This window comes from Mesorhizobium sp. M0830, assembly GCF_040319965.1.
In the GTDB taxonomy this organism is placed as follows: domain Bacteria; phylum Pseudomonadota; class Alphaproteobacteria; order Rhizobiales; family Rhizobiaceae; genus Mesorhizobium.
Genome location: NZ_JAMYOR010000056.1, coordinates 1 through 22,369, shown reverse-complemented (window position 1 = coordinate 22,369; position 22,369 = coordinate 1). Strand labels below are relative to the sequence as shown.

The following is a 22,369-nucleotide window of genomic DNA, read 5'->3' as shown; positions in this document are numbered from 1 at the left end:
CAATCGCCCTCCCGATGCGATATCCACCGCCACGCCTTTCCTTTCAGACATTCATGACGGTTCATTCATGTCACGCGACAAATTCTATATCACAACCCCGATCTTTTACCCGAACGGCAAGCCTCATATCGGTCATGCCTATACGGTCATTGCAACCGACGCACTGGCTCGCTTCCAGCGCCTGGACGGCAAGGATGTCTTTTTCCTGACCGGCACAGACGAACATGGCCTCAAGATGCAGCAAACCGCCGAGAAGGAAGGCATCACCCCTCTGGCGCTTGCCGACCGCAATTCGGCTATTTTCCGCGAGATGACCGAGGCTATGGGCGGCTCGAATGACGAGTACATTCGCACGACAGAGCCGCGACACTATGAATCGTGCCAGGCAATCTGGAAAGCGATGGCCGCCAATGGCGACATCTATCTGGACCGCTATAGCGGCTGGTATTCGGTTCGCCAGGAAGCCTATTTCGACGAAGGTGAGACGACGCTCGGCGAGGATGGCGTGCGGCGCGAACCGCTTGGCTCGCCCGTCGAATGGAATGAAGAAGAGAGCTACTTCTTCCGGCTTTCTGCCTACCAGGACAGATTGCTGGCCCTTTTTGACAGCCAGCCTGATTTCGTCGGGCCGACCGAACGCCGCAATGAGGTGCTGAGCTTCGTCAAGTCCGGGCTGAAGGATCTGTCGATCTCCCGTACGACCTTCAAATGGGGCGTGCCAGTGCCAGGCGACGACAAGCATGTGATGTATGTCTGGGTGGACGCCTTGACCAATTACATCACCGCCGCCGGCTATCCCGACACAAAGGCCGGGAAATGGCAGTATTGGCCGGCCACGCATATCATCGGCAAGGACATTGTCCGCTTTCATGCGGTCTACTGGCCGGCGTTTCTGATGTCGGCCGGCATCGAGTTGCCAAGCCGCGTTTTCGCGCATGGCTTCCTGTTCAATCGCGGCGAGAAAATGTCGAAATCGGTTGGCAATGTCGTCGATCCATTCGCGATGGTCGAGCACTATGGTCTCGACCAGGTGCGCTACTTCTTCCTGCGCGAGGTGCCGTTCGGCCAGGATGGCAGCTACAGCCATGACGCGATCGTCAACCGCACGAACGCCGACCTAGCCAACGGACTCGGTAATCTGGCGCAGCGCTCGCTGTCGATGATCGCCAAGAACTGCGACGGCGTGGTGCCGCAGCGCGGCGACCTTACGGATGCCGATGGCGCGATGCTGGATCGGACCGTCGCCGCCCTGGATAGCGCGCGCAAGGCGATGGCCGAGCAGGCTATCCATCTGGCGCTGGCGTCAATCTTCGGGGTGGTGGCGGAGGCCGACCGATACTTCGCCGGCGAGGCACCGTGGGCGTTGAAGAAAACCAATCCGGCGCGCATGGAAACCGTGCTGTGGACGACCGCAGAGGTCGTGCGTCGCGTGGCGCTGCTGTGTCAGCCCTTCGTCCCGGGATCGGCCAACAAGCTGCTCGACCTGCTGGCGGTGCCGGCGCAGAGCCGCGATTTCGCACATGTCCACGCAGACTATGCGCTGGTGCCTGGCACCGCATTGCCACCGCCGGAAGGCGTGTTTCCGCGTTATGTCGAACAGCCGGACGCGAACATCTGATGCTCGTCGACAGCCATTGCCATCTGGATTTTCCGGATTTTGCCGAGGAGCGGGAGGCCATTGTCGCCCGCGCCAAGGCGGCCGGAATCGGCCGTATGGTGACGATCTCGACCCGTGTGAAGCGATTCCAGCAAATCATTGAAATCGCCGAAACTTTCGATGACGTCTACTGTTCGGTCGGCACTCATCCGCACAATGCCGCGGAAGAATTGGACGTGACGTCGGTCGAACTCGTACGGCTGGCCGCTCATCCAAAAGTGGTGGCGATCGGCGAGGCCGGGCTCGACTATTTCTACGACAAGGCGCCGCGCGATGTGCAGGCACGGGGCTTTCGCAATCACATCGCCGCGGCGCGTGAGACAGGATTGCCGCTGGTCATCCATTCGCGCGATGCCGATGAAGACATGGCAGCCATCCTCGAAGACGAAACAGGGAAGGGCGCCTTCCCGTTCATCCTGCATTGCTTTTCCTCAGGGCGCCGGCTTGCTGAAATCGGTGTTGCGCTCGGTGGTTACGTGTCGTTCTCAGGCATCCTGACCTTCAAGAATTCGGCTGAGTTGCGCGCCATTGCCGCCGATGTGCCGCATGACCGACTGCTGGTCGAAACCGACGCGCCCTATCTGGCGCCCGTGCCGTTTCGCGGCAAGCGCAACGAGCCGGCCTATGTCGCCCATACCGCCAAGGTGCTGGCCGAAACGATCGGCGTCAGCGAGGCTGAAATCGCCGCGCTGACAACGAACAATTTCTTCCGCCTGTTCGGCAAGATGCCGCGACCTCCCGCTTGGCCGAGCAAAGCACCTGAACGATGACCGACCGGCTGCGCCTCACCATTCTCGGCTGCGGCTCGTCGCCAGGCACGCCGCGCATCACCGGCGACTGGGGCAATTGCGATCCGGACAATCCGAAGAACCGCCGCATGCGCACCGCCGCACTGGTCGAGCGGATCGCGGCCAATGGCAGCCGCACAACCGTCGTTATCGACACCGGGCCGGATTTCCGCCAGCAGATGCTGCTGGCCGGCGTCAGGCGCATCGATGCGGTCGTCTATACGCACCCACATGCCGACCATATTCACGGTATCGACGACCTGCGTGGTTTCGTGCTCGATCAGCGCCAGTTGATCGATATCCACGCCGACAGCGCAACAATGCTTCGGCTGCGGGAGGCGTTTAGCTACTGTTTCGAGACGCCGCAGGGCAGTTCCTATCCGCCGATCGTCAAGCCGCATCTCATCGATCACGCCAGGGCATTGGTCATCGAAGGAGAGGGGGGTGCCCTCACCCTCGAGCCGTTGCCGCAGATCCATGGCGACATCATATCGCTCGGCTTTCGCGTCGGCGCGCTCGCTTATTGCCCTGATATCAGCGGCTTTCCGGAGGCCACAGCCGAACGGCTGCGCGACCTCGACGTGCTGATCATCGACGCGCTGCAGTACCGGACGCACCCAAGCCATTTCTCACTTGGCGAGGCGCTTGAATGGATCGAGCGGCTGGCACCAAGACACGCCGTGCTGACGCATATGCATGTGCCGCTCGACTACGCCGCGGTCATGGCTGAGACCCCAGCCAATGTCGAGCCGGCCTATGATGGAATGGTGATCGAAATCCCTTACGACTCAGCGCGATAGGAACAGCTCTTCACACCGATGCCGTGCAGACAGCAATGTATGCGGCGAAGGCTGCGGCGGTAGATCATCTTGTCGGCTTGGATCGGCTTCGACGGCGAAAAGCGGCTGTCCGTCAGCGTATGAAAAACATCGGGCTATTTCCAGCCTTACCTCAACGCGAAAGTTCCATAATCTATCTTATGCGACTTTCTGTTGTGGCTGGCGCCTTCGCAGCAAAGTGTGGCGTGACTGGGAGCATTGTGAATGCCGTCATGCCTCTCGTCACCTTGTCGCAAGTCACCTTTGTCGCAAGATGAGCCGCAGCGCGTCTGACGCAGTCCAGGAGATCGCTACTGCCGGCTGAGTGCCCGTTCTGGGGGCGAAGTCATCTCAGGTTCATCACCTGCGTCACACCCGCAGTTCAAAGGTGGGCGTTGAACGGGGCCAAATCAGACGGTGCAGGATCGGCTTGTGAAGGAGTTGCGCTTTGCGCCGAGTTCGTTGCGGATTTCATTCCTGTTCGGCAAAGGCGCCCCGCAATCCTAGAGACATGCCTTCGCCGATCGTGAGAATCTGAACGGCGCGATCTGCCGGAAGGAGTTCCGCGTCCGCGATGATCTGATGGCCCGCTTGAGTTCCATGCAGGGCAGCACGTCCCTGCCCTGTGGATCGTTTGACAAGCTGCGCTCGGTTCACGGATCGGAGATCGTCTATGGCAACCACACGCAAGGCTGTCGGCCCTTGATGCCGGCGATAGCTGGCATGTCGGCGGACATCATGAAACCTTTTAATTTTTGGCCCGTTATCGCGGTTATGTCCGGGGCCAAATTCAAGCGGAAATCGGTCGAGGGTGCCAAACCGCGCGGTGCTGAAAAGTCGCGCCCGGAAAGGGCCTCGGCGGTCGAAGCCGTGCCCGAGCCCGACGGCCAGGCCGCGCCCGAGGTCAACGGCCAGTCCGCACCGCCGCCAGAGGCTGTCGAACCCAGTCCAGAACTGACGCCCGAAGAGGCGGAGCAGGCGCGCAAGCGATATTTGCTGCGGCGCTTCTGGATCAGCGCGCGCGGCTACTGGGGCCGCAGCGGCGATCGGCTCGCCTTGCCGTTCACGATCGGACTGTTGATATTGATATGCGTCAACGTCGGCTTCCAGTATGGGATCAATCGCTGGAACCGCGCGATTTTCGACGCCCTCGAGCAGCGTGATGCCCACACCGTTTATGTTCTAAGCGCTGTTTTCGTGCCGCTCGTGCTCGGAAGCGGGAGCCTTGTCGTCGCGCAGGTCTACCTGCGCATGACGATCCAGCGCCGTTGGCGTTCCTGGCTAACCACCGCGGTCATCGCGCGCTGGCTGGCCAACGGCCGGTACTACCAGTTGAACCTCGTCAGCGGCGACCACCAGAACCCAGAGGCCCGCATGACCGAGGATCTGCGCATCGCCACCGAATCCCCGGTCGATTTCACCGCCGGCGTCCTCAACGCGTTCCTGTCGGCCTCGACCTTTATCGTCGTGCTGTGGACCATCGGCGGCGCGCTCACCCTGCCGATCGGCGGCGAGAGCATCACCATCCCCGGCTTCCTGGTGATCACCGCAATGATCTATGCCGCCATCACCTCCACCTCGATGGTGGTGATCGGCCGCAACTTCGTCCAGCTGTCCGAGCGGAAGAACCAGGCGGAGGCCGAACTGCGCTACACGCTGACTCGCGTGCGCGAAAACGGCGAGAGCATCGCCTTGCTCGGCGGCGAGGAGGAGGAGCGTAGCGGCATCGACAGGAATTTCGGCCATGTGCTGAGGCAATGGGCGCTGCTGACCGGCCAGCACATGCGCACGGCGGCGGTGTCGCAGGGATCGAGCCTGTTCGCGCCGGTCGTGCCGATTTTGCTTTGCGCACCGAAGTTTCTCGAAGGCTCGATGACACTTGGACAAGTCATGCAGGCTGCCTCTGCCTTTGCCATCGTGCAGGGCGCATTCGGGTGGCTGGTCGACAACTATCCCCGTCTCGCCGACTGGAACGCCTGTGCTCGGCGCATCGCCTCGCTGATGATGTCGCTCGACGGGCTCGAGCGCGCCGAGCAGAGCGACGCGCTCGGACGCATCAGCCGCGGTGAAACCGAAGGTGGTGCCATACTGAGCCTGGACGATCTCTCCGTGACGCTCGACGACGGCACCGCAGTGGTCAAGGAAACCGAGGTCGCGATCGAACCGGGCGAGCGGGTGCTGGTGGCCGGCGAATCCGGTTCGGGCAAGAGCACGCTGGTGCGGGCCGTGGCAGGCCTGTGGCCGTGGGGTGGCGGCGGCGTCAATTTCCGTGCCGGCAGGCGCCTGTTCATGTTGCCGCAACGCCCCTACATCCCCTCCGGGACGCTGCGCCGCGCGGTTGCCTATCCCGCTGCCGCAGACAATTGGACGCTGGATAAGATCAACGCTGCCCTCGACAAGGTGGGGCTAAACTATCTCGCCGACAGGATTGAGGAGGACGCGCCATGGGACCAGATCCTGTCGGGCGGCGAGAAGCAGCGGCTCGCCTTCGCGCGTCTACTGCTGCACACGCCCGATATCATCGTGCTCGATGAAGCAACGTCGGCACTCGATGAGAAGAGCCAGGACAAGATGATGGAGATGGTCATCCACGAATTGCCTGACGTCACCATCATCAGTGTGGCACATCGCGCCGAGTTGGAAGCCTTCCATAGCCGCAAGATCACATTGGAGCGGCGCGAGGGCGGCGCAAAGCTTGTCAGCGATATCGATCTTGTCCCGCGCAAGGGCAGACGGAACTTGCTCGGGCGCGCCTTGTGGGGCTCCGGCGCATCAAATCGAAAGGCGGCACGACCTTAGATAATACGGCCAGATAATACCGCGGGATAAGGTGGCGGTGAGCGCTGTGGCTTTTGCGCAAACCTTTTTGTCCGAAGCGCGTTGTTCCTTCTCGAAACCGAGGAGACAAACATGCAGATGAAGTCGCAGACATCAGGCGAAGCCGCCAAGCAACGGCATATCCAACGCGGCATTGATGCCAAGGACAAAGCCAAGGGCAACGGCAAGGCTCAACGTGCAATGCAAGCCGGCGCCCGCAAATATCCTGAGCCGCCCTTTCCCGAGCAGCATCAGCCCAAGCCGGGGCATGAATGGGCGATTGAGCCCCCTCCTCTCTACGATGCGCCCTATTACTTGGGGTCGAAAAAACTCGACGACAAGGTAGCGCTCATCACAGGTGGCGATTCCGGAATCGGCCGTTCGGTGGCCGTGCTGTTTGCCCGCGAGGGCGCGGACATTGCGATCGTCTATCTGGCCGAAGACAAGGACGCCGAAGAGACCAAGGCGGCCGTCGAAAAAGAGGGGCGGCGCTGTATTCTGATAAGGGCCGATGTCAGCGAACGCAAACACTGCCACAACGCGGTGGAGGTCACGGTGCAGAAATTCGGCCGGATCGATGTGCTGGTCAACAACGCTGCTTTCCAGATACATTCCAGCGATTTCAGCGACCTGACCGAGGCACATTTCGACACGACGCTGAAGACCAATCTCTATGGCTATTTTCATATGGCGCAGGAAGTGGTGCCGCATATGAAGCCAGGCTCGGCTATAATCAACACCGGCTCCGTGACCGGCATTGAAGGTTCAAGGCAGCTCGTCGACTATTCGATGACCAAGGGCGGCATTCACGCATTTACGCGCGCGCTTTCGGGCAACCTTATCGGCAAGGGAATTCGGGTGAACGCCGTTGCGCCAGGCCCGGTGTGGACACCGCTCAATCCATCGGACAAGGAAGCAGACGACGTCTCGAAATTCGGTGCGGACACGCCGATGAAACGGCCTGCACAGCCGGAAGAGCTCGCACCCGCGTATGTGTTCCTCGCCTCGCCACATTGCTCGAGCTACATTACCGGCGAAATCTTGCCGGTGGTCGGCGGTTACTGACATGAGGACAAAAGACACTGACGTGTGATGACCACAGAGTGAGACGGATAGTCCGGGAAATAGCGAAATCTACACGTCACGCGCCGCACGATAGCGAGACGCTAAGGCAGCAAATCGATGGTGCCGGGAGTCGACCCGGCGCGCTGACGATTGCTTCAATTTTTCGGGGAACAATCGCGGAGCCGGATGAAGATCCGCTTATTCCCCTGCGTTGCCGAGGCGGTGTCCTCCGCAGGATTGGATCATGTTGGATCGGCCGGCCAGCCGTCGCGACGACTGGCCGAACCGAGTAGCCTCACTCGGCTGCCTGCAGGTTTACCTTGCTTTCCGCGATTTCGGTGAGCTTGCGATCGGTCGCCTGTTCTTCCTTCAGGTTCTTGGCCAGCACGTTGGCGCAGTCGCTGCGACCAAGCTGCTTGGCCCAGGCGATGAGCGTGCCATAGCGGGTCATTTCATAGTGCTCGACGGCCTGCGCCGAGGCTATCAGCGCCGCATCGAGAACCTCCCTGTCGTCGACGTCGCCGCTGACGTCGTCGGCTTCCTCGAGAATGCCGTCGATTGCTGGGCAGTTGACCTCCTTGGCCTTAACGCCATGCAACTCGAACACCTGCTCGACGCGCTCGATATGGCCCCTGGTCTGGTCGAGATGTTTTTCGAATCCGGCTTTCAATTGCAGGTCGGTTGCCTTGTCGATCATCTTCGGCAGCGCTTTCTCGATCTGCCTTTCGGCGTAGTAGATGTCGCGCAGCGTGTGTACGAAGAGATCGTCGAGTGTCTTGATGTCCTTCGAAAAGAAGCCCATGGCCTCGCCTTTCATTGTTATCAAGGTTGATTTCGGCTGCGGTTTTTGCCCGCCGCCTGCGAAAGCCGGGACTCGTCCCGGCTTGCTGGTCAACGTGCCGGTACCGGAGGAGTTCCTGGTCTCCGGGGCGAAACCGTTACTCCTTTTTCGAAACGCCGCGATCCGCGTCCGATGGGAGCCTTTGTGTCGATCACACGTTCTAACCGGAATGCAAACCGGAACGGTGAAAGGTCGGCAGAATGTATTTCATTGCGTTGGCGACGGACTACGATGGCACGCTGGCTCATGACGGGACAGTCTCCAGGAAGACCCTCGCTGCCCTTGAACGGTTCAAGAAAAGCGGCCGCAAGCTGCTTCTTGTGACCGGGCGCGAACTGCCCGATTTGAAGCATGTTTTTTCCGAAATCGGCCTTTTCGACAAGGTCGTCGCTGAGAATGGAGCGCTGATCTACACGCCCGCCAGTGAGGAAGAACGGGTGATTTCGCCGCCGCCGGAACCCAAATTCGTTGCCAGGTTGAAGAAGCAGGGCGTCAAGCCGCTTTCGGTCGGGCGGTCGATCGTCGCAACCTGGGAACCACATCACGCCACCGTGCTCGAGGTCATCAAGGAGCTGGGGCTGGAGCTGGAAATCATCTTCAACAAGGGCGCGGTGATGATCCTGCCGAGCGGCATCAACAAAGCCACCGGACTGGCTGCGGCACTACGGGATCTTCGGCTTTCGCCACACAATGTGGTGGGCGTCGGCGACGCCGAGAATGACCATGCCTTCCTGCAGGCGTGCGGCTGCAGCGTCGCCGTCGATAACGCAATTCCCGCTGTCAAGGCCACAGCCGATCTGGTCATGCGTGGCGCACGTGGGAAGGGCGTGGAGGAACTGACCGACAGACTGATCAAGCGTGATCATGAGATCGTGCCGAGGCGCCATGACGGCATCGTTCTCGGATCGGCCGGCGGCAACGAGATTTATTTGTCGCCGACCGATACTGTCCTCATTGCCGGCAGTTCGGGCATCGGCAAATCCACTTTGGCCACCGCGCTGACTGAACGCTTCATCGAGACCCGGTTTCAGTTCTGCGTCTTCGATCCCGAGGGCGACTATGACGGTCTCGAAGGCGCTGTTCGGCTGGGAGACGGCTCCAGCGCGCCGACAAAGGCGCAAGTGCTGGATCTTATCGCCAAGGCCGAAAGCAATATCGTCGTCAATGGGCTGTCCCTGCGCGTCAATGAGCGACCGGATTTCTTTGCCGACCTGCTGCCTGGCCTCGGCAGTTTCCGCCGTCGCACAGCGAGACCGCATTGGCTCCTGATCGACGAAGCACACCATCTCCTGCCCAAGCGGCGCGACGATACGCGGGCAGTCCTGTCATTGGAATTGCCTGGCACGATCTTGATCACCGTTCACCCGGAAGCGATCTCGACCGACGCCTTGCGCCTGGTGACAGCCATCATTGCGCTTGGCCCCAAGGCGAAGGACGTCGTGAAGGTCTTCTGCAAAGTGACCGGCATCGAGCCGCCTAAGGAGATCTCCTCGCCCAAGGGCGAGCGCGTGTTGTTTTGGCGGCCGCAGAAACGCAAGAAGTTCGCCATGGTCAAGGTGATCGAGCCACGCCAATCGCTCAAGCGGCACAGCCGCAAATACGCCGAGGGGCAACTCGATGAGGCGGGCAGTTTCTATTTCCACGGCCCCGACGATGCGATGAATCTCAGGGCCCACAATCTGATGATTTTCGCCCAGATGGCCGAGGGCATAGACGACAAGACCTGGGAGTTTCACCTGCGCGGCGGCGACTATTCCAAATGGTTCCGCCAACAGATCAGAGACAAGGATCTGGCACGCGAAACAGCCGAGGCGGAAAAGGACGAAACGCTTTCAGCCGAGGAAAGCCGCAAGCGCGTACTCGACGCGGTTCGGCGGCGATATACGGCGCCCGCCACGGCGCCGGAATGAGGCGGAACGACCGGGCTTGCGCAAGCGCAGCGACAGTTACGAGTTCCATGTTCCCGTTCGGCGCCGTCGCGCCCTGATCCTCAGGCGATCAAATCATCTATCCGGATCGGCAGATCTCGAATGCGCTTGCCCGTAGCATGATATACGGCGCTGGCCACGGCCGCCGCCGTCCCGACATTGCCAAGTTCGCCCAATCCTTTGACGCCGGCTGGATTGACGTCCAGATCTACCTCCGGAACAAGGATGACGTCGACCTGTTTGATGTCCGCGTTGACCGGCACCAGATAATCTTGCAGGTCACGATTGACATAGCGGGCGTTGCGCCGGTCGATTTCCGTCGCCTCGTGAAGGGCCTGGCCAATACCCCAGATCATGCCGCCCATCAGTTGGCTGCGCGCGGTGCGCGTGTTCATGATGCGCCCCGCGGCAAAGGCACCGACGATGCGCGGCACGCGGATTTCGCGTGTGTAACTGTTGATGCGGACTTCGACGAACTCGGCGCCAAAGGCATATTTCACCGAGTCCTCGTCCTGATCGCCACCGTGGAATTCCGCCTGCCCGGCATAGAGTTTCTTCAGCGCCTCCGGCGTCGAACCCCTTGGTGCAAATTCGGCATATTCCTCTATGGCACCGACCTGCATCGCCTTGAAGACATCCGACAGCTTGGCGGATTTGCCGCCGCTTGCCACGATCTTCTCTTGCTCCATTTCCAGCTTGGCATTGCCGGAACCGGCCAATGGCCCGTCTCCAGCAACGGCTGCCGCGAAAAGTTTTCCGCGCACGGCGTCACAGGCCTTCAGAACCGCAGAGCAAACGCTCGCAGTCGAAATCGAGCCGCCCGAGACCGGCGCCGGCGGCAGTGCACTGTCGCCCATTTCGACGCTGACCTTGTCCATCCCTATCCCCAGACGTTCGGCCGCCGCCTGCCCTGCCACGGTACGCACACCGGTGCCTATCTCATGCGAGCCGCACTGAACGCGAACCTGGCCATCGGCGGTCAGGCGGACACGGGCGGCGCACGGCGCGCTGGCCGTTGGATAGATGGCGGTTGCGCAACCCATGCCGATCAGCCAGTCGCCATTGCGCATCGACCCGACCGTGGCATCGCGCTTCGACCAGCCGAAGGCTTCCGCCGCCTGTTCGTAGCATTTGACCAGCGACCGGCTGGAGAACGGCTTGCCGCCGATAGGCTCTTTCCCCGGCTCGTTGACACGCCGAAACTCGACGGGATCCATACCAAGCGCGACGGCCATTTCATCCATGGCGTTTTCGAGCGCGTAGACATAGGGCGTCTCGGGCGGCGAGCGCATGTAGCCCGGTGTGTTGCGATCGGCATGGACGAGCGAGACGTTGGTGAGCACCGAACCATAATTGTACATGCGGCCGGTGGCTGACGTGCCGCCGACGACATAGGAGTCAGGGCGTGATGTCACCTCCCAGCCCTCATGTCCGAACGCCATTATGCGGCCGTCCTTGTCGGCGCCTATGCGGATTCGGTGCCGCGTTTCGGCGCGATAGGTCTGGGTGTTGAATGCCTGCATGCGGCTGACGACGCAGCGCACCGGGCGTCCGACGCGACGCGCGGCAATCGCGACAATTGCCGTGCGAGCGGTCATAGGTCCCTTGGAGCCGAAGGCGCCGCCGACATAAGGGCTGACAATCCGCACATTGGCGGGATCGATCTTCAACTGCCGGGCGAGTTCGATTTTCCAGCCGGTGACATTCTGGCTTGGCTCATGGACAGTGAGTTGATCGCCTTGCCACATCGCCGTGGTCGAAAACAGTTCGATCGGATTGTGATGCTGGGTCGGCGTCGAGTATTTCTGGTCGATCTTGACAGCAGCGGATGCATAGGCGGCGTCGAAGTCGCCAGCTTTGACATCCTCCTTGAATATCGGGCTCTTCCCCGCTGCGGCCTCTGTCTCCACCCCTTTGGAATCGAAGCCGGCGCTGGAAGGTTGGTCTTCATAGTCGGCGCGGATCAACATTGCCGCTTCCTCCGCCGCCTCGAATGTCTCGGCAACAACCAGCGCGATGATCTGGCCGTCGTGGAAAATTGTCCTGTCATGCAAGGGTGCTATGGAGCTTGCACCGGTGTTGCCAAATTTCGGCCTATCGGTCTTGTCCATGTCGCCATAGGTTATGATATCCAGCACTCCGGGGACCGCCCTGGCGTCATCCGTGTGGAGTTTGGAAACCTTGCCTCGAGCGATGCTGCTGGTTGCAAGGGCACCATATGCAACGTTGGCTGTGGCGATGTCGGCCGGATAGTTGGCCTGTCCGGTAACTTTCAATCTGCCGTCTATGCGGACAACCGGTTCGCCTTGGTTTTCTTTTGGAACTGGCGCGGCTTGGTTCATGGTTCAGACCTTCATGTCGCGTGTTTCGAATATCGCTCGCACCAGGGCGCGCTTTCCGAGCGGCACCTTGAACGCGTTGTGTTCGCGCGGTTTGGCATCGGCAAAAGCGGCATCGGCAGCCTTTTCGGCCACGTCTTCCTCCATCACCTTGCCTTGAAGCGCGGCCTCCGCCGCCCTCGCCCGCCATGGCACGGTCGCGACCCCGCCTAGCGCTATGCGCGCTTGTCTGACGGTGTCTCCGTCCATGTCCAACGCAACGGCCGCGGAGGCGAGCGCGAATGCATATGATTCGCGATCGCGTATCTTCAGGTAGCGCGAGCGACGGCTCCATGCTTCGAGCGGAACATCGATGGCGACGATGACTTCATCGGCGGCCAGATCCGTCTCGATGTCGGGCGTGTCGCCGGGAAGCCGATGCAGTCTGGCGAAAGGGATCTTGCGCGGACCATGCCGTCCCTCCACTTCTACGACCGCATCGAGCGCAATCAGGGCCTGTGCGAAATCGCCATGATATGTAGCGATGCAGGCATCGCTGGTGCCGAGCACGGCATGCTGGCGGTTGAACCCTTCCATCGCGGCACAGCCGGAACCGGGCTCACGCTTGTTGCAAGCCCAGGAGGTTTCACGAAAATACTCGCATCGAGTGCGCTGCAGCACATTGCCGGCAAGGCTCGCCATATTGCGAAGCTGGCCGCTGGCGGCAAATTTCAGGCTATCGGCAAGGAGCGGACACCTATGCTTGACGTCATTGTTGTCAGCTGCTTCTCCCATCCGGACCAGCGCACCGAACCGGATGGTGTCATCGGTTACCCTGATCTGCCGCAGGGCAGGCTCGGCAAGAGTGTTGAGGTCGAGCAGTCGCACAGGCTGCGCGACGCCAAGCTTCATATGGTCGGCCAGATTGGTGCCGCCAGCGATGAATTGGGTGTTGGCCCGTGTTGGCGCAACATGCCTGGCGTCGACGTGGGAAGCCATGGCGATCGCCACCGAAACGCTCGTTGGTCTTTCATAGACGAAAGGACGCATTTCTAGGCCCTCCTGATCTCGTCACGCGCCTGGATGATTGCCGCAACGATGTTGGGATAGGCCGCGCACCGGCAGAGATTTCCGCTCATATACTCGCGGATGTCATTGTCCGACCCGGCATGGCCCTCGTCGATACAGCCGATGGCGGACATGATCTGGCCCGGCGTGCAGTAGCCGCATTGAAAGGCATCATGGTCGACAAAGGCCTGCTGCATCGGATGCAGTTCTCCGTTAGCTGAAGCCAGGCCTTCCACCGTCGTCACCTCCCGGCCTTCGTTCATGACAGCGAAGCTCAGGCACGAGAGCACCCGCTTCCCATCGACAAGAACGGTGCAGGCACCGCATTGGCCGTGGTCGCAACCTTTCTTTGTTCCGGTCAGGCCAACATGATCACGCAGTGCGTCGAGTAGGCTCGTGCGATTGTCGAGTGCGAGGGTGTAGGCCTGCTTGTTGATCCGCATCGAAATCGTCGACAGATCGCGCGGCTCGGCCGCTTTGGCGGTCGGTGACTCGGCGGCTTTCGTCGACGTGGCTACAAGGGGCATTGCCGCTGCTGCCGAAACAGAGCCCGTCATGAAGGTGCGTCTGCTCAGGCCGCCGGGACTTGTGGAATTAGACATGGCTGGTTTCCAACTGGCTGAGGTCTCAAGCGGACCAAACTGCTCGCGGGAAACAAAGTTCCGTCCTCACATCGCTGTGATCGCTTCTTTTGCGGGGCGGTCACGTGGAACTTCACCAGCAACGCGGTGGTTGTCTTCGTCAGGCTCCAACGAAGGAGACGAGCATGAGCAGTGACCAGAGCGATCGACGCAGCGATCAGAAAGAAGGCCCTGTCTTTTCGGCTGAACAGGCGCGGCAAGGCGAGATCATCTTGCGGACCCGCACACGCCGTATCATCTTCGTCGCAGGCCTCGTCGGTATTGTGATCCTCATAGCGGTGGTGAGATTCGCTGTCGGCTGAATGGCTTCGGCTGCAATCCCCGAAAAATGCCAACTGTCACGCTGGCCTGTTCGTCAGGAACTTTTGTGAACAGCTGCCGTTGACCCGAAAAAAGCGGTCGGCGCCTTTGCTTGAGAGTTCTCCCGTGGACGCGAAAACCGAAACCAAAGAACCAGACAAAACCAGAGATCCGCGCGGGGCTTCGAGCAGGGCCAGATCGGATGCGTCGGCAAAACGCAAGGGCGATGCGGCGCAGCCCGGCACTCCGGAGCGCGAAGCGCGGGACAAGGGGGCGGATAATCAAAAGCCCAGCCTCCAAAGCTTCCCCCGGCGGCACCCTTACATATCCATTACAATCCTGATCGTGCTGTCGCTGGCCGCCGGGGGAATGACCATGTGGTGGCTGAACGCACGCCAATATGAATGGACGGACGATGCCTTCATCGACGCCCGCACGATAACCATCGGCGCCGAAATATCGGGACGTATCACCGACCTGGCGGTGACCGACAACCAACCGGTCAAGGCGGGCGACGTCCTGTTGCGCATCGATGACAGCGACTATCAGGCCGGCCTCAAGCAAGCCGATGCCGGCGTAACCTCGGCGCAAGCCGACATTGTCGAGATGAGGGCTCAGATTGAAGCCCAAAACGCAAAGGTCGATGCAGCGCAGAAGCAGATGGCGCAGGCCCAGGCGGCACTCGATTTCGCCAAGGCCGAGGACCAGCGCAACCGTGACCTTCTGGCCAAGGGCACAGCGACCCAACAGCAGGCACAGCAGGCAGCGTCGACGCTGCGCCAGGATCAGGCTGCTCTCGATAGTGCTGTGGCCAATGTGGCTGCCGCGAAGAGCCAGGTCGTTGTCTTGCAGGCACAGGTCAAGAGCGCCGAAGCCAAACTCGATCAGGCCAAGGCGAGCCAGGACCAGGCGCGCACAACACTGTCCCGCACCACCATCACGGCACCGGTTTCCGGACGAGCAACCAGCATCTCGGTTGCCAACGGTTCCTATGCCCAACCCGGCCAGGTGCTGATGATGTTTGTTCCCGACGAGGTTTGGGTGAAGGCCAACTTCAAGGAAACTCAGCTCGATCTGATGCGGCCGGGGCAGCCGGTCGACATCGACATCGACGCCTATCCGGAAAGATCCTTCCATGGCCGCGTCGACAGCATCCAGGCGGGCAGCGGCACCGCCTTCAGCCTGCTGCCGGCAGAAAACGCCACCGGCAATTTCGTCAAGGTGGTGCAACGCGTGCCGGTGAAGATCGTCTTCGACAAACCACCTGGCGTGCTGCTGGGCCCGGGCCTGTCGGTGGTGCCGGCGGTCAAGGTGCGATGAGCGACGAAATGGTCAGCGACCATAGCGAAAGCCGGTCCGCCGCCGGTGGGCGCAATCCATGGCTGATCGCTATCGTCGTCTCCATCGCGACCTTCATGCTGGTGCTCGATACCTCGATCGCCAACGTAGCGCTACGAAACATCGCCGGCAGCCTGGCGGCCGGGATGGACGAAAGCACGTGGGTGATCACCACCTATCTGGTCGCGAATTCTGTGATCATACCGATCAGCGGCTGGCTGGCCAGCGTGATCGGACGGAAGCGCTACTACATGCTTTGCGTCGCGACCTTCACCATCGCATCGCTGCTTTGCGGCCTCGCGCCCAATCTGCAAATGCTCATCCTGTTCAGGATCTTGCAGGGCCTCGGCGGCGGCGGCATGGCGCCGAGTGAACAGTCCATCCTTGCCGACACGTTTCCGCCCGAAAAACGTTCCCAGGCTTTTGCCCTTTATGGGATAGCCGTCATCGTCGCACCGACCGTCGGCCCGACCATTGGCGGCTGGCTGACCGACCATTTCTCCTGGCACTGGATTTTCTTCATTAACGTGCCGTTCGGCATCATGTCGCTGGCTTTGGTGCAGTGGCTGCTCGTCGAGCCGGACGTGATCGAGCGCGAACGCCAGGAACGGCTGAAGGGCGGCCTCAGAATAGATTGGGTTGGGTTCTTCCTGGTCGCCACCGCACTTGGCTCCCTGGAGATCTTCCTCGACGAAGGTCAGCGCAACGATTGGTTCGCATCGGGTTTCATCACGACTTTTGCAGTGATTTCAGCGATCTCGTTCCTGCTGCTCATCCCTTGGGAATTCCGCCACGGCGATCCAATCGTCGACATCCGTCTGCTGTTCAGCCGCCAGTTCGGTATGTCATTCCTGGTGATGATGGCAGTCGGCGCTGTGCTGTTCAGCACGACGCAGTTGATGCCACAGCTGCAACAGACCGCCTTCGACTACACGGCGACCCTGTCAGGCCTCTCGATGATGCCCGGCGGCATTGCCATGCTGATGCTGATGCCGATTTCCGGATTTGCCGCAGGCATCGTTCAGCCCAAATATTTGATCATGATGGGCATGTCCGTTGTGGTGCTCGCCCTGTGGCACATGACGTCGCTCACTCCGGATGCCAGCTTCCGCTTCTTTGCCTTTGCGCGCATCTTCCTGATGATCGGCCTGCCGTTCCTGTTCATCCCGATTTCGACGGCGGCTTACGTCGGTCTCGCTCCGCAGCAAACGAACCAAGCGTCGGCGCTGATCAACGTTGCCCGCAACATCGGCGGCAGCATCGGCGTGTCGCTGTCCAACACGGTGATCGCCCAGAACGCGCAACTGCATCAGGCAAATCTTGTCGGCCACACCGTGCAGTCCTCACCAACCTATCAACAGATGCTGCGTCAGGTAACCGAGCACTTCGTGGCTCAGGGCTCACCGATGGTCGAAGCGAAGCAGCAGGCGATCGGTTGGCTCGGGCAATTGATCGCGCGCCAGGCTTCATTGCTCGCCTATATCGACGCGTTTCGGTACTGCGCATTCGTGACGGCACTGTTTGTTCCCCTCGCCTTGCTGTTGCGGTCTTCAAACCCGAAGCCCGACAGGCGATAGCTATGTCTTGCCGCCATGTTGCGATTTTTCGATTGGAACTCTCTCGCTGGCTCTCCGTTCAGACTTTACAGAACAGGGAGAACAGTCATGCCACGAGGCGACAAATCGAAATACACCGACAAGCAGGAACGCAAAGCCGATCATATTGCGGAAGGCTATGAGAAGCGCGGGGTCTCCGACCAGGAAGCCGAAAGGCGGGCATGGGCGACCGTCAACAAGGACGATGCCGGCGGCAAGAAGGAAGGCGGCTCCGGGCGCGGCAAACATACCGGCAATCCCGCGGCGCATAAGGGCGGCAAAAGCGGGGGCAAGGCATCCGCATCACGATCGGCCGCAAGCCGATCGGAATCGGCCAAGAAAGCTGGAGCAACACGTAAGCGGAATGCCGAACACCACGTTCATTGACCTGGACGAAGCCCATTCAGGCTGACAAGGCCCAAGGCGATGGGAGTACGTGCATGAAATCGCAGCGCGTCAACGAGATCAGCGGACAAAGGACATTCGTCGTGGTGCTCGACCCCGGCGAAGAAGCGTTCGCCGCGCTGACCGCCTTTGCGGTTGACCAGAAAGTCGGCAGTGCGTCCTTGACCGCCATCGGGGCTTTCGAAAGCGCGACCGTGGGCTGGTTTGATCCGAATGCGAGGACCTATCGCAGAATCCCGATCGACGAGCAATGCGAGGTCCTGAGCGCGATCGGCGACGTAGCGCTCGGCGACGATGGCAAGCCCAGCCTTCACGTCCACGCGGTGCTCGGATTGAGCGACGGCACCACCCGGGGTGGACATCTGCTTGACGGCATCGTTCGGCCAACGCTTGAAATCACCCTGGTGGAAGCGCCTGGTCACCTGCGCCGCCGCAAACGTCCCGAGCTCGGCGTCGCTTTGATCGATCTGGACGCGTGAAGGCCAAACCGGCCTAGCTCGCTCAAGGGCAATCTTGTCACGCCTTCCTGTTCTTCTCCGCCGGCACCTCCCAACCAAAAACACTGCGACCGCCAATCAGATGCGACTGGTCGAATTCTCCGGCGACAATTTCCTTCAGGCTGGGGCCGGTGACGTATCGCTCGACCTGCCGCGACTGATCGTCCAACCGCTTCAAGGCGCCGATTTCTTCGTCATGACCAAGTTTCGCCTTTTGCACGGCGGACTTCAGCACACCGATGGTCTCGTCATAGACTTTCAGAGGTACCGGGAATGGGTGCCTGTCCTTGCCGCCATGCGCCAGAGAGAACCGGCCAGGATCGGAAAAACGGCACGGCGCGCCATGCACCACTTCGGCGACAAGGGCCAGCGCGCGCACCGTGCGCGCACCAACACCTGGTACCAGAAGGAGCTCGGAAAAATCCTCAGGGCCACGTTCGGCGGCGGCCGCCATGTTTCCATGCAGCCGACGCATGATGACATCGCTTTCGCGCACATCGTGATGAGCTGGCATGATCAGATGCGGCAGCAACAGCTGTTGCGGTGCCGGTGCCGTGCCGCGCTCCAATGCCGCGAACTCCTTGAGGATGCGATCCGGCCCAAGGTCCTGCAACAGATCCAACTGTCCCTGGCGCGAAGCTTCGGCGCGCCGGTCGGTCAGATTGACGATCTCGCCTTGGTTGGTGCCTTCGATGGCGGTGTGTGGCTGATCGACGAAACTCTTCAAACCTTCGGACAGCCAATGATAGCGGCGCGCCACCTTGCTGTCGCCGTTCATGCCTTGCTGGACCACGACCCAATCGCCGTCGTCTGTGACGATGAATCCGTGCAGATAAAGATCGAAACCGTCCTGAACGGCGGCGCTGTCCACTTTCGCAACAAGCCGACTTACGGTTGCCAAACCTGCTCCGTCGAAGCCGACGCGCTCGCCGATGATCGCGAGTTCATGCGGAGTTTTGCGCGAATGCGTGCCGCGGCCGCCGCAGACATGAATGCCAAGTTCGCCGGAGAGCGGCGTCAGACCACGTTTCAAGGCGCCGACGACGCTGGTCGTGATGCCGGACGAGTGCCAGTCCATGCCCATGACGGCGCCAAACGATTGAAACCAGAACGGATGCGCCAACCGGCGCAGCAACTCGTTGCGGCCGTAATGATGGATGATGGCCTCGCACATCACGGCGCCCAGGCGCGTCATGCGATCGCCAAGCCATTTCGGCACGCGTCCACCATGAAGTGGAAGATCAGCACTTCCCGATCGTTGCGCCACGTCCGCTCCTATGCCTGCCGTTCGCTCGACAGATAGGTATTCCAGATCGCACGAGGAAGCACTCAGTGCTTTTGCCCGGCTGAACGCCGGCGACATCAACTCCAGTGCGAGAGAACCACCTCCATCTCCACCGTCTCGACCTGCTGCGCAAATCGCTGGTGATAAACGGTCAGGAGCGCGTCATGCGTCGCGTCGGAAGAGCTGCAAAGCGCGTCCGTGACGAGAACCACGCGATAGCCATAATCGATTGCTCCGAGCACCGTGGCGAGGACGCATACATCGGTTTCGCCGCCAGTGACGACCAGCGTATCGATATCGCGCTCCGTCAGAAAACGCCTGAGCCGACCTTCGAACCAGGGCGAGTAAATGTGCTTGTCGATGACGGCCGCCGGCGGACAGTGAGCGGCCAACACCGGCAACAATTCGATCATTTCGTCGCCGATGCTTTCGATCGTCATCGAGGCCCAGCGCTCGTAGTAGCGCTTCCATGTGCCGACCCCCTGCCCCCGCTTTTGGGCAGGCAGGAAGCGCGTAAAGACCGTCTGCTGCGCCTTCTTGTCGACCAGGCTCTCAATACGAGGGAGGACGCGAGTGATCCATGGGGTTGCCCACTGGGACGGCTCGGCAAACAGCCGCTGCATGTCGACGCAGACATGCATGCAGCGGTCGCCCAGAGGCCCATAGGTCAAACCCGGCATCGACATCAGGCGATCCGTACCCGGTCGGATTCTTTCATGAGGCTTCCCTTGCCGTCGGAGGCATGGATCAGAACGTCCCGTGCCGGCACTCGTTCCCAATCGCTACAGGAACCGACATCAGCCATCGGCGTTTTCGCCTCATGGATCCGACTTGGAGATGAACTCACAAGAAATTCCGATGGCTGCCATTTATCAGCATTTCGACAAGCGGCCGGGACAGCGACGATGAGCATTTTCTATCGAGCGGCCAAGATTGCGGAAGAGGTTCACGCCGCGCAGCGCGACAAGACCGGTCGGCCTTATATCGAGCATTGCCGACGTGTCGTCGACGCTGTCGAGACGATGGATCAGAAGGTCGTCGCCTATCTGCATGATGTCCTGGAAAAAGGCCAAGGCTGGTCACGAGCCAAGCTTGAAGCGACTGGCTTTGGACCCTCGATTGCTTCTGCGGTCGATGCCATCTCGCGCAGGGACGGCGAGGACTATTTCACGTTCGTGAGGCGGGCTGCATCGAATCCGCTGGCGCTGCCGGTAAAACGCGCTGACCTCAAAGACAACATTTGGCAGTCACGGCAAATAGGGGCTTCGGCAGCCAAATACGAAGAAGCCTTGCGCATTCTCGACGAGGAATTCTCCGAGCGCTAGCAACGGGCTGACAGAGGTCCAACGAAACTATTCCTTGATATGTGGCGTGTGCCGTTCGTCCTCCACCGGGTCGATATCGATGCGCGCCTTTTTCGGATCGAATGCGCCGTGACGTGCAATGGCCCGCGCTGCCGGATCCGGCGTCTCGTATGCCCACATGAAGTCATCGGCCGCGCCACCAACTGCATGGACACGCCAATAACTAGCGGTTCCCTTCGAAGGTGAGCTGCTTGTCGTGTTTGTCTTTTCGAAAAGGTCGAAATAGATGTCCTCGAAAGGGATATAGAACACCGGTTCATGTCCCTCTTCCCTGAGTACCTTCGCGCGCTCCGTGGCTGCGACTATCGCGTCGGAGAATCGCACCGTTACCGTGCCGGCAAACGGTTCTATGGTTAGTGGGCGATGATGGTGCTCTGAAGTTGCGCCTGAGGTTTGCATCCGAATTCTCCGTGGCTGCCATTGACCGCGACGGCGTTCCGGTCCGCCATCCATGGAGACGAAATGCGCGGCGATGCATCAGGTTCCAGCCTGTCCGAGGAAGCCGAATGGCTGCCGAGCAAACGCTTATCGCCTGCCGTAACTGTCGAGAAAGCTCGTCAACAGTCGCGAAACCTCTTGTGGGGCCTCACGTGTCGGAAAATGCCCGACTGCATCCAGGACCACTCGTTTGTAGGGCGCGGTGAAGTGCTCCTCCAGGCCTTCCGATGATGCCGTCAGCACAACACGGTCGTCGCCACCATGAAGTGTCAAGGTCGGCACAGTGATGATCTTGACCGATGTTTGCCGGCGGGCCAACTCCTCGTAGCGGGGATCGGGCTCCGCCTCACCCCAGCGAACCCGATAGGAATGCAACGTCACATCGGGCCAATCCGGATTTTCGAAGGATACAGCCACTTCATCGAAAATGGCATCGTCGAACCAGCCCAATGGGCTCCAGCTGTCCCATAGGAATCTGGCGAATTCCTTGCGGTTCTTTCTCACGAACTCGGCGCCCCGCCCTGTTGCCATGAACCATTGATACCAAAATGCTTTCGCCTGTTCGGGCGCTGGCGTTGCGGGCTTGCCGGGTTGCCAGCCAAGCGACAGCGCAGCACAGCACCTGATGCGATCGGGAAAAATCGAGGCCAAGAGGTAAGAGATCCGAGCTCCCCAGTCGTGCCCTACGACCGCAAAACGGCTGAGGCCAAGCGCGTCGGCAAAGTCGAGTACATCCCGCGCCATTGCGGCAATTTCGCCGGATCGCATGGTTTCATTCGACAGGAACGATGTCCGTCCAAAGCCTCGCAGCCAAGGCGAAAACGTCCGAAAGCCAGCCTCATGAAGGACCGGCGAAATGCGCGCGTAAGTGGTCGCGTCGTCCGGCCAACCGTGCAACAGGATAACGGGCGCACCATTTCCTGGCCCGCCACCGAGATAGGCGATGCGCAGCAGTGGCGTATCGCAAGATAAGACGGGGTTCATTTACTCTCCGGCGCTTTAACCGGCTGGTCGCCGCCAGTCGTCGACTTCGACCTGGCATCCTGGTCAACCTGCGGGTTCTTGTCGATAGTGTCGGTGTTGGCTTTCGTCGGTTCGGTGCTGTTATCACAGGCGCCAAGCGCTAGAGCGGGATGAATTTAGGTTGGGCATAGCCAGCCTCGGTGAAGTAATTTCGGCATTCGGTTGACGTGACCTCGCCGAGGA

Annotated in this window: 20 protein-coding genes; 12 read left to right on the top strand and 8 right to left on the bottom strand. The window is 60.5% G+C overall.

Annotation, left to right across the window (positions count from 1 at the left end):
• The first annotated feature begins 67 nt into the window (after nt 1-67).
• From metG to NKI20_RS26130, 5 genes are all read left to right on the top strand, one after another.
• On the top strand, nt 68-1,618 hold the full coding sequence (gene metG, locus NKI20_RS26150) for a methionine--tRNA ligase (RefSeq protein ID WP_352608710.1): 1,551 nt from the start codon (nt 68-70) through the stop codon (nt 1,616-1,618).
• Complete coding sequence (locus NKI20_RS26145; RefSeq protein WP_352835787.1) at nt 1,618-2,427, top strand: TatD family hydrolase; 810 nt, start codon at nt 1,618-1,620, stop codon at nt 2,425-2,427. The genes metG and NKI20_RS26145 overlap by 1 nt, the downstream gene beginning before the upstream one ends.
• Nucleotides 2,424-3,245 carry an MBL fold metallo-hydrolase gene (locus NKI20_RS26140; RefSeq protein ID WP_352608712.1) on the top strand — a complete coding sequence of 274 codons (822 nt, stop codon included), beginning with the start codon at nt 2,424-2,426 and terminating at the stop codon, nt 3,243-3,245. Before NKI20_RS26145 ends, NKI20_RS26140 begins: the two co-directional genes overlap by 4 nt.
• Nucleotides 3,246-4,037: 792 nt before the next feature.
• Complete coding sequence (locus NKI20_RS26135; RefSeq protein WP_352608864.1) at nt 4,038-6,062, top strand: ABC transporter ATP-binding protein/permease; 2,025 nt, start codon at nt 4,038-4,040, stop codon at nt 6,060-6,062.
• Between the two features lie 111 nt (nt 6,063-6,173).
• Complete coding sequence (locus tag NKI20_RS26130) at nt 6,174-7,145, top strand: SDR family oxidoreductase (RefSeq protein WP_023757837.1); 972 nt, start codon at nt 6,174-6,176, stop codon at nt 7,143-7,145.
• A 295-nt stretch (nt 7,146-7,440) separates the two neighbouring features.
• Here the strand turns inward: NKI20_RS26130 and NKI20_RS26125 are convergent, their stop codons facing one another.
• A complete protein-coding gene (locus NKI20_RS26125; RefSeq protein ID WP_352835784.1) occupies nt 7,441-7,947 on the bottom strand; it encodes a YciE/YciF ferroxidase family protein in 507 nt (168 codons plus the stop codon).
• 239 nt (nt 7,948-8,186) lie between these two features.
• On the opposite strand from NKI20_RS26125, the gene NKI20_RS26120 reads away from it, so the two are divergent.
• On the top strand, nt 8,187-9,896 hold the full coding sequence (locus NKI20_RS26120) for an HAD family hydrolase (protein ID WP_352835781.1): 1,710 nt from the start codon (nt 8,187-8,189) through the stop codon (nt 9,894-9,896).
• An 80-nt stretch (nt 9,897-9,976) separates the two neighbouring features.
• Here the strand turns inward: NKI20_RS26120 and NKI20_RS26115 are convergent, their stop codons facing one another.
• Genes NKI20_RS26115 through NKI20_RS26105 form a run of 3 tightly spaced genes read right to left on the bottom strand, consistent with a single transcriptional unit; the run spans nt 9,977 to nt 13,902 of the window.
• Nucleotides 9,977-12,256 (bottom strand): xanthine dehydrogenase family protein molybdopterin-binding subunit, encoded by a 2,280-nt coding sequence (locus tag NKI20_RS26115; protein WP_352835779.1) that lies wholly within the window; start codon nt 12,254-12,256, stop codon nt 9,977-9,979.
• A gap of 3 nt (nt 12,257-12,259) precedes the next feature.
• On the bottom strand, nt 12,260-13,282 hold the full coding sequence (locus NKI20_RS26110) for an FAD binding domain-containing protein (protein ID WP_352835776.1): 1,023 nt from the start codon (nt 13,280-13,282) through the stop codon (nt 12,260-12,262).
• Between the two features lie 2 nt (nt 13,283-13,284).
• A complete protein-coding gene (locus NKI20_RS26105) occupies nt 13,285-13,902 on the bottom strand; it encodes a (2Fe-2S)-binding protein (RefSeq protein ID WP_352608857.1) in 618 nt (205 codons plus the stop codon).
• A gap of 164 nt (nt 13,903-14,066) precedes the next feature.
• On the opposite strand from NKI20_RS26105, the gene NKI20_RS26100 reads away from it, so the two are divergent.
• The 5 genes from NKI20_RS26100 (at nt 14,067) to NKI20_RS26080 (ending at nt 18,058) form a co-directional block, all read left to right on the top strand.
• Entirely contained in the window at nt 14,067-14,243 is a 177-nt protein-coding gene (locus NKI20_RS26100; RefSeq protein ID WP_023757844.1) for a hypothetical protein, read from the top strand.
• Nucleotides 14,244-14,616: 373 nt separating this feature from the next.
• Nucleotides 14,617-15,561: an HlyD family secretion protein gene (locus tag NKI20_RS26095; protein ID WP_352835772.1), complete on the top strand. Its 945-nt coding sequence runs from the start codon at nt 14,617-14,619 to the stop codon at nt 15,559-15,561.
• A complete protein-coding gene (locus tag NKI20_RS26090; RefSeq protein WP_352835769.1) occupies nt 15,558-17,156 on the top strand; it encodes a DHA2 family efflux MFS transporter permease subunit in 1,599 nt (532 codons plus the stop codon). Before NKI20_RS26095 ends, NKI20_RS26090 begins: the two co-directional genes overlap by 4 nt.
• A gap of 87 nt (nt 17,157-17,243) precedes the next feature.
• A complete protein-coding gene (locus NKI20_RS26085) occupies nt 17,244-17,561 on the top strand; it encodes a plasmid stabilization protein (RefSeq protein ID WP_352835766.1) in 318 nt (105 codons plus the stop codon).
• A 53-nt stretch (nt 17,562-17,614) separates the two neighbouring features.
• A complete protein-coding gene (locus NKI20_RS26080; RefSeq protein ID WP_352608862.1) occupies nt 17,615-18,058 on the top strand; it encodes a PPC domain-containing DNA-binding protein in 444 nt (147 codons plus the stop codon).
• Nucleotides 18,059-18,095: 37 nt separating this feature from the next.
• On the opposite strand, the gene NKI20_RS26075 is transcribed toward NKI20_RS26080, so the two are convergent.
• Nucleotides 18,096-19,343, bottom strand: a complete 1,248-nt coding sequence (locus NKI20_RS26075; RefSeq protein ID WP_352835763.1) for a DUF763 domain-containing protein — start codon at nt 19,341-19,343, stop codon at nt 18,096-18,098.
• Nucleotides 19,344-19,438: 95 nt separating this feature from the next.
• Nucleotides 19,439-20,047 (bottom strand): cysteine hydrolase family protein, encoded by a 609-nt coding sequence (locus tag NKI20_RS26070; RefSeq protein WP_352835759.1) that lies wholly within the window; start codon nt 20,045-20,047, stop codon nt 19,439-19,441.
• 219 nt (nt 20,048-20,266) lie between these two features.
• Here NKI20_RS26070 and NKI20_RS26065 point away from each other — a divergent pair, with 219 nt between their 5' ends.
• The gene (locus NKI20_RS26065) at nt 20,267-20,686 is read left to right on the top strand and encodes an HD domain-containing protein (RefSeq protein ID WP_352835756.1); all 420 of its coding nucleotides are present in this window, start codon (nt 20,267-20,269) and stop codon (nt 20,684-20,686) included.
• A 27-nt stretch (nt 20,687-20,713) separates the two neighbouring features.
• On the opposite strand, the gene NKI20_RS26060 is transcribed toward NKI20_RS26065, so the two are convergent.
• Both NKI20_RS26060 and NKI20_RS26055 read right to left on the bottom strand, forming a co-directional pair.
• Nucleotides 20,714-21,124 (bottom strand): DUF427 domain-containing protein, encoded by a 411-nt coding sequence (locus NKI20_RS26060; protein WP_352835753.1) that lies wholly within the window; start codon nt 21,122-21,124, stop codon nt 20,714-20,716.
• Nucleotides 21,125-21,250: 126 nt separating this feature from the next.
• Nucleotides 21,251-22,147 (bottom strand): alpha/beta fold hydrolase, encoded by an 897-nt coding sequence (locus NKI20_RS26055; protein ID WP_352835750.1) that lies wholly within the window; start codon nt 22,145-22,147, stop codon nt 21,251-21,253.
• Nucleotides 22,148-22,369: the final 222 nt, after the last annotated feature.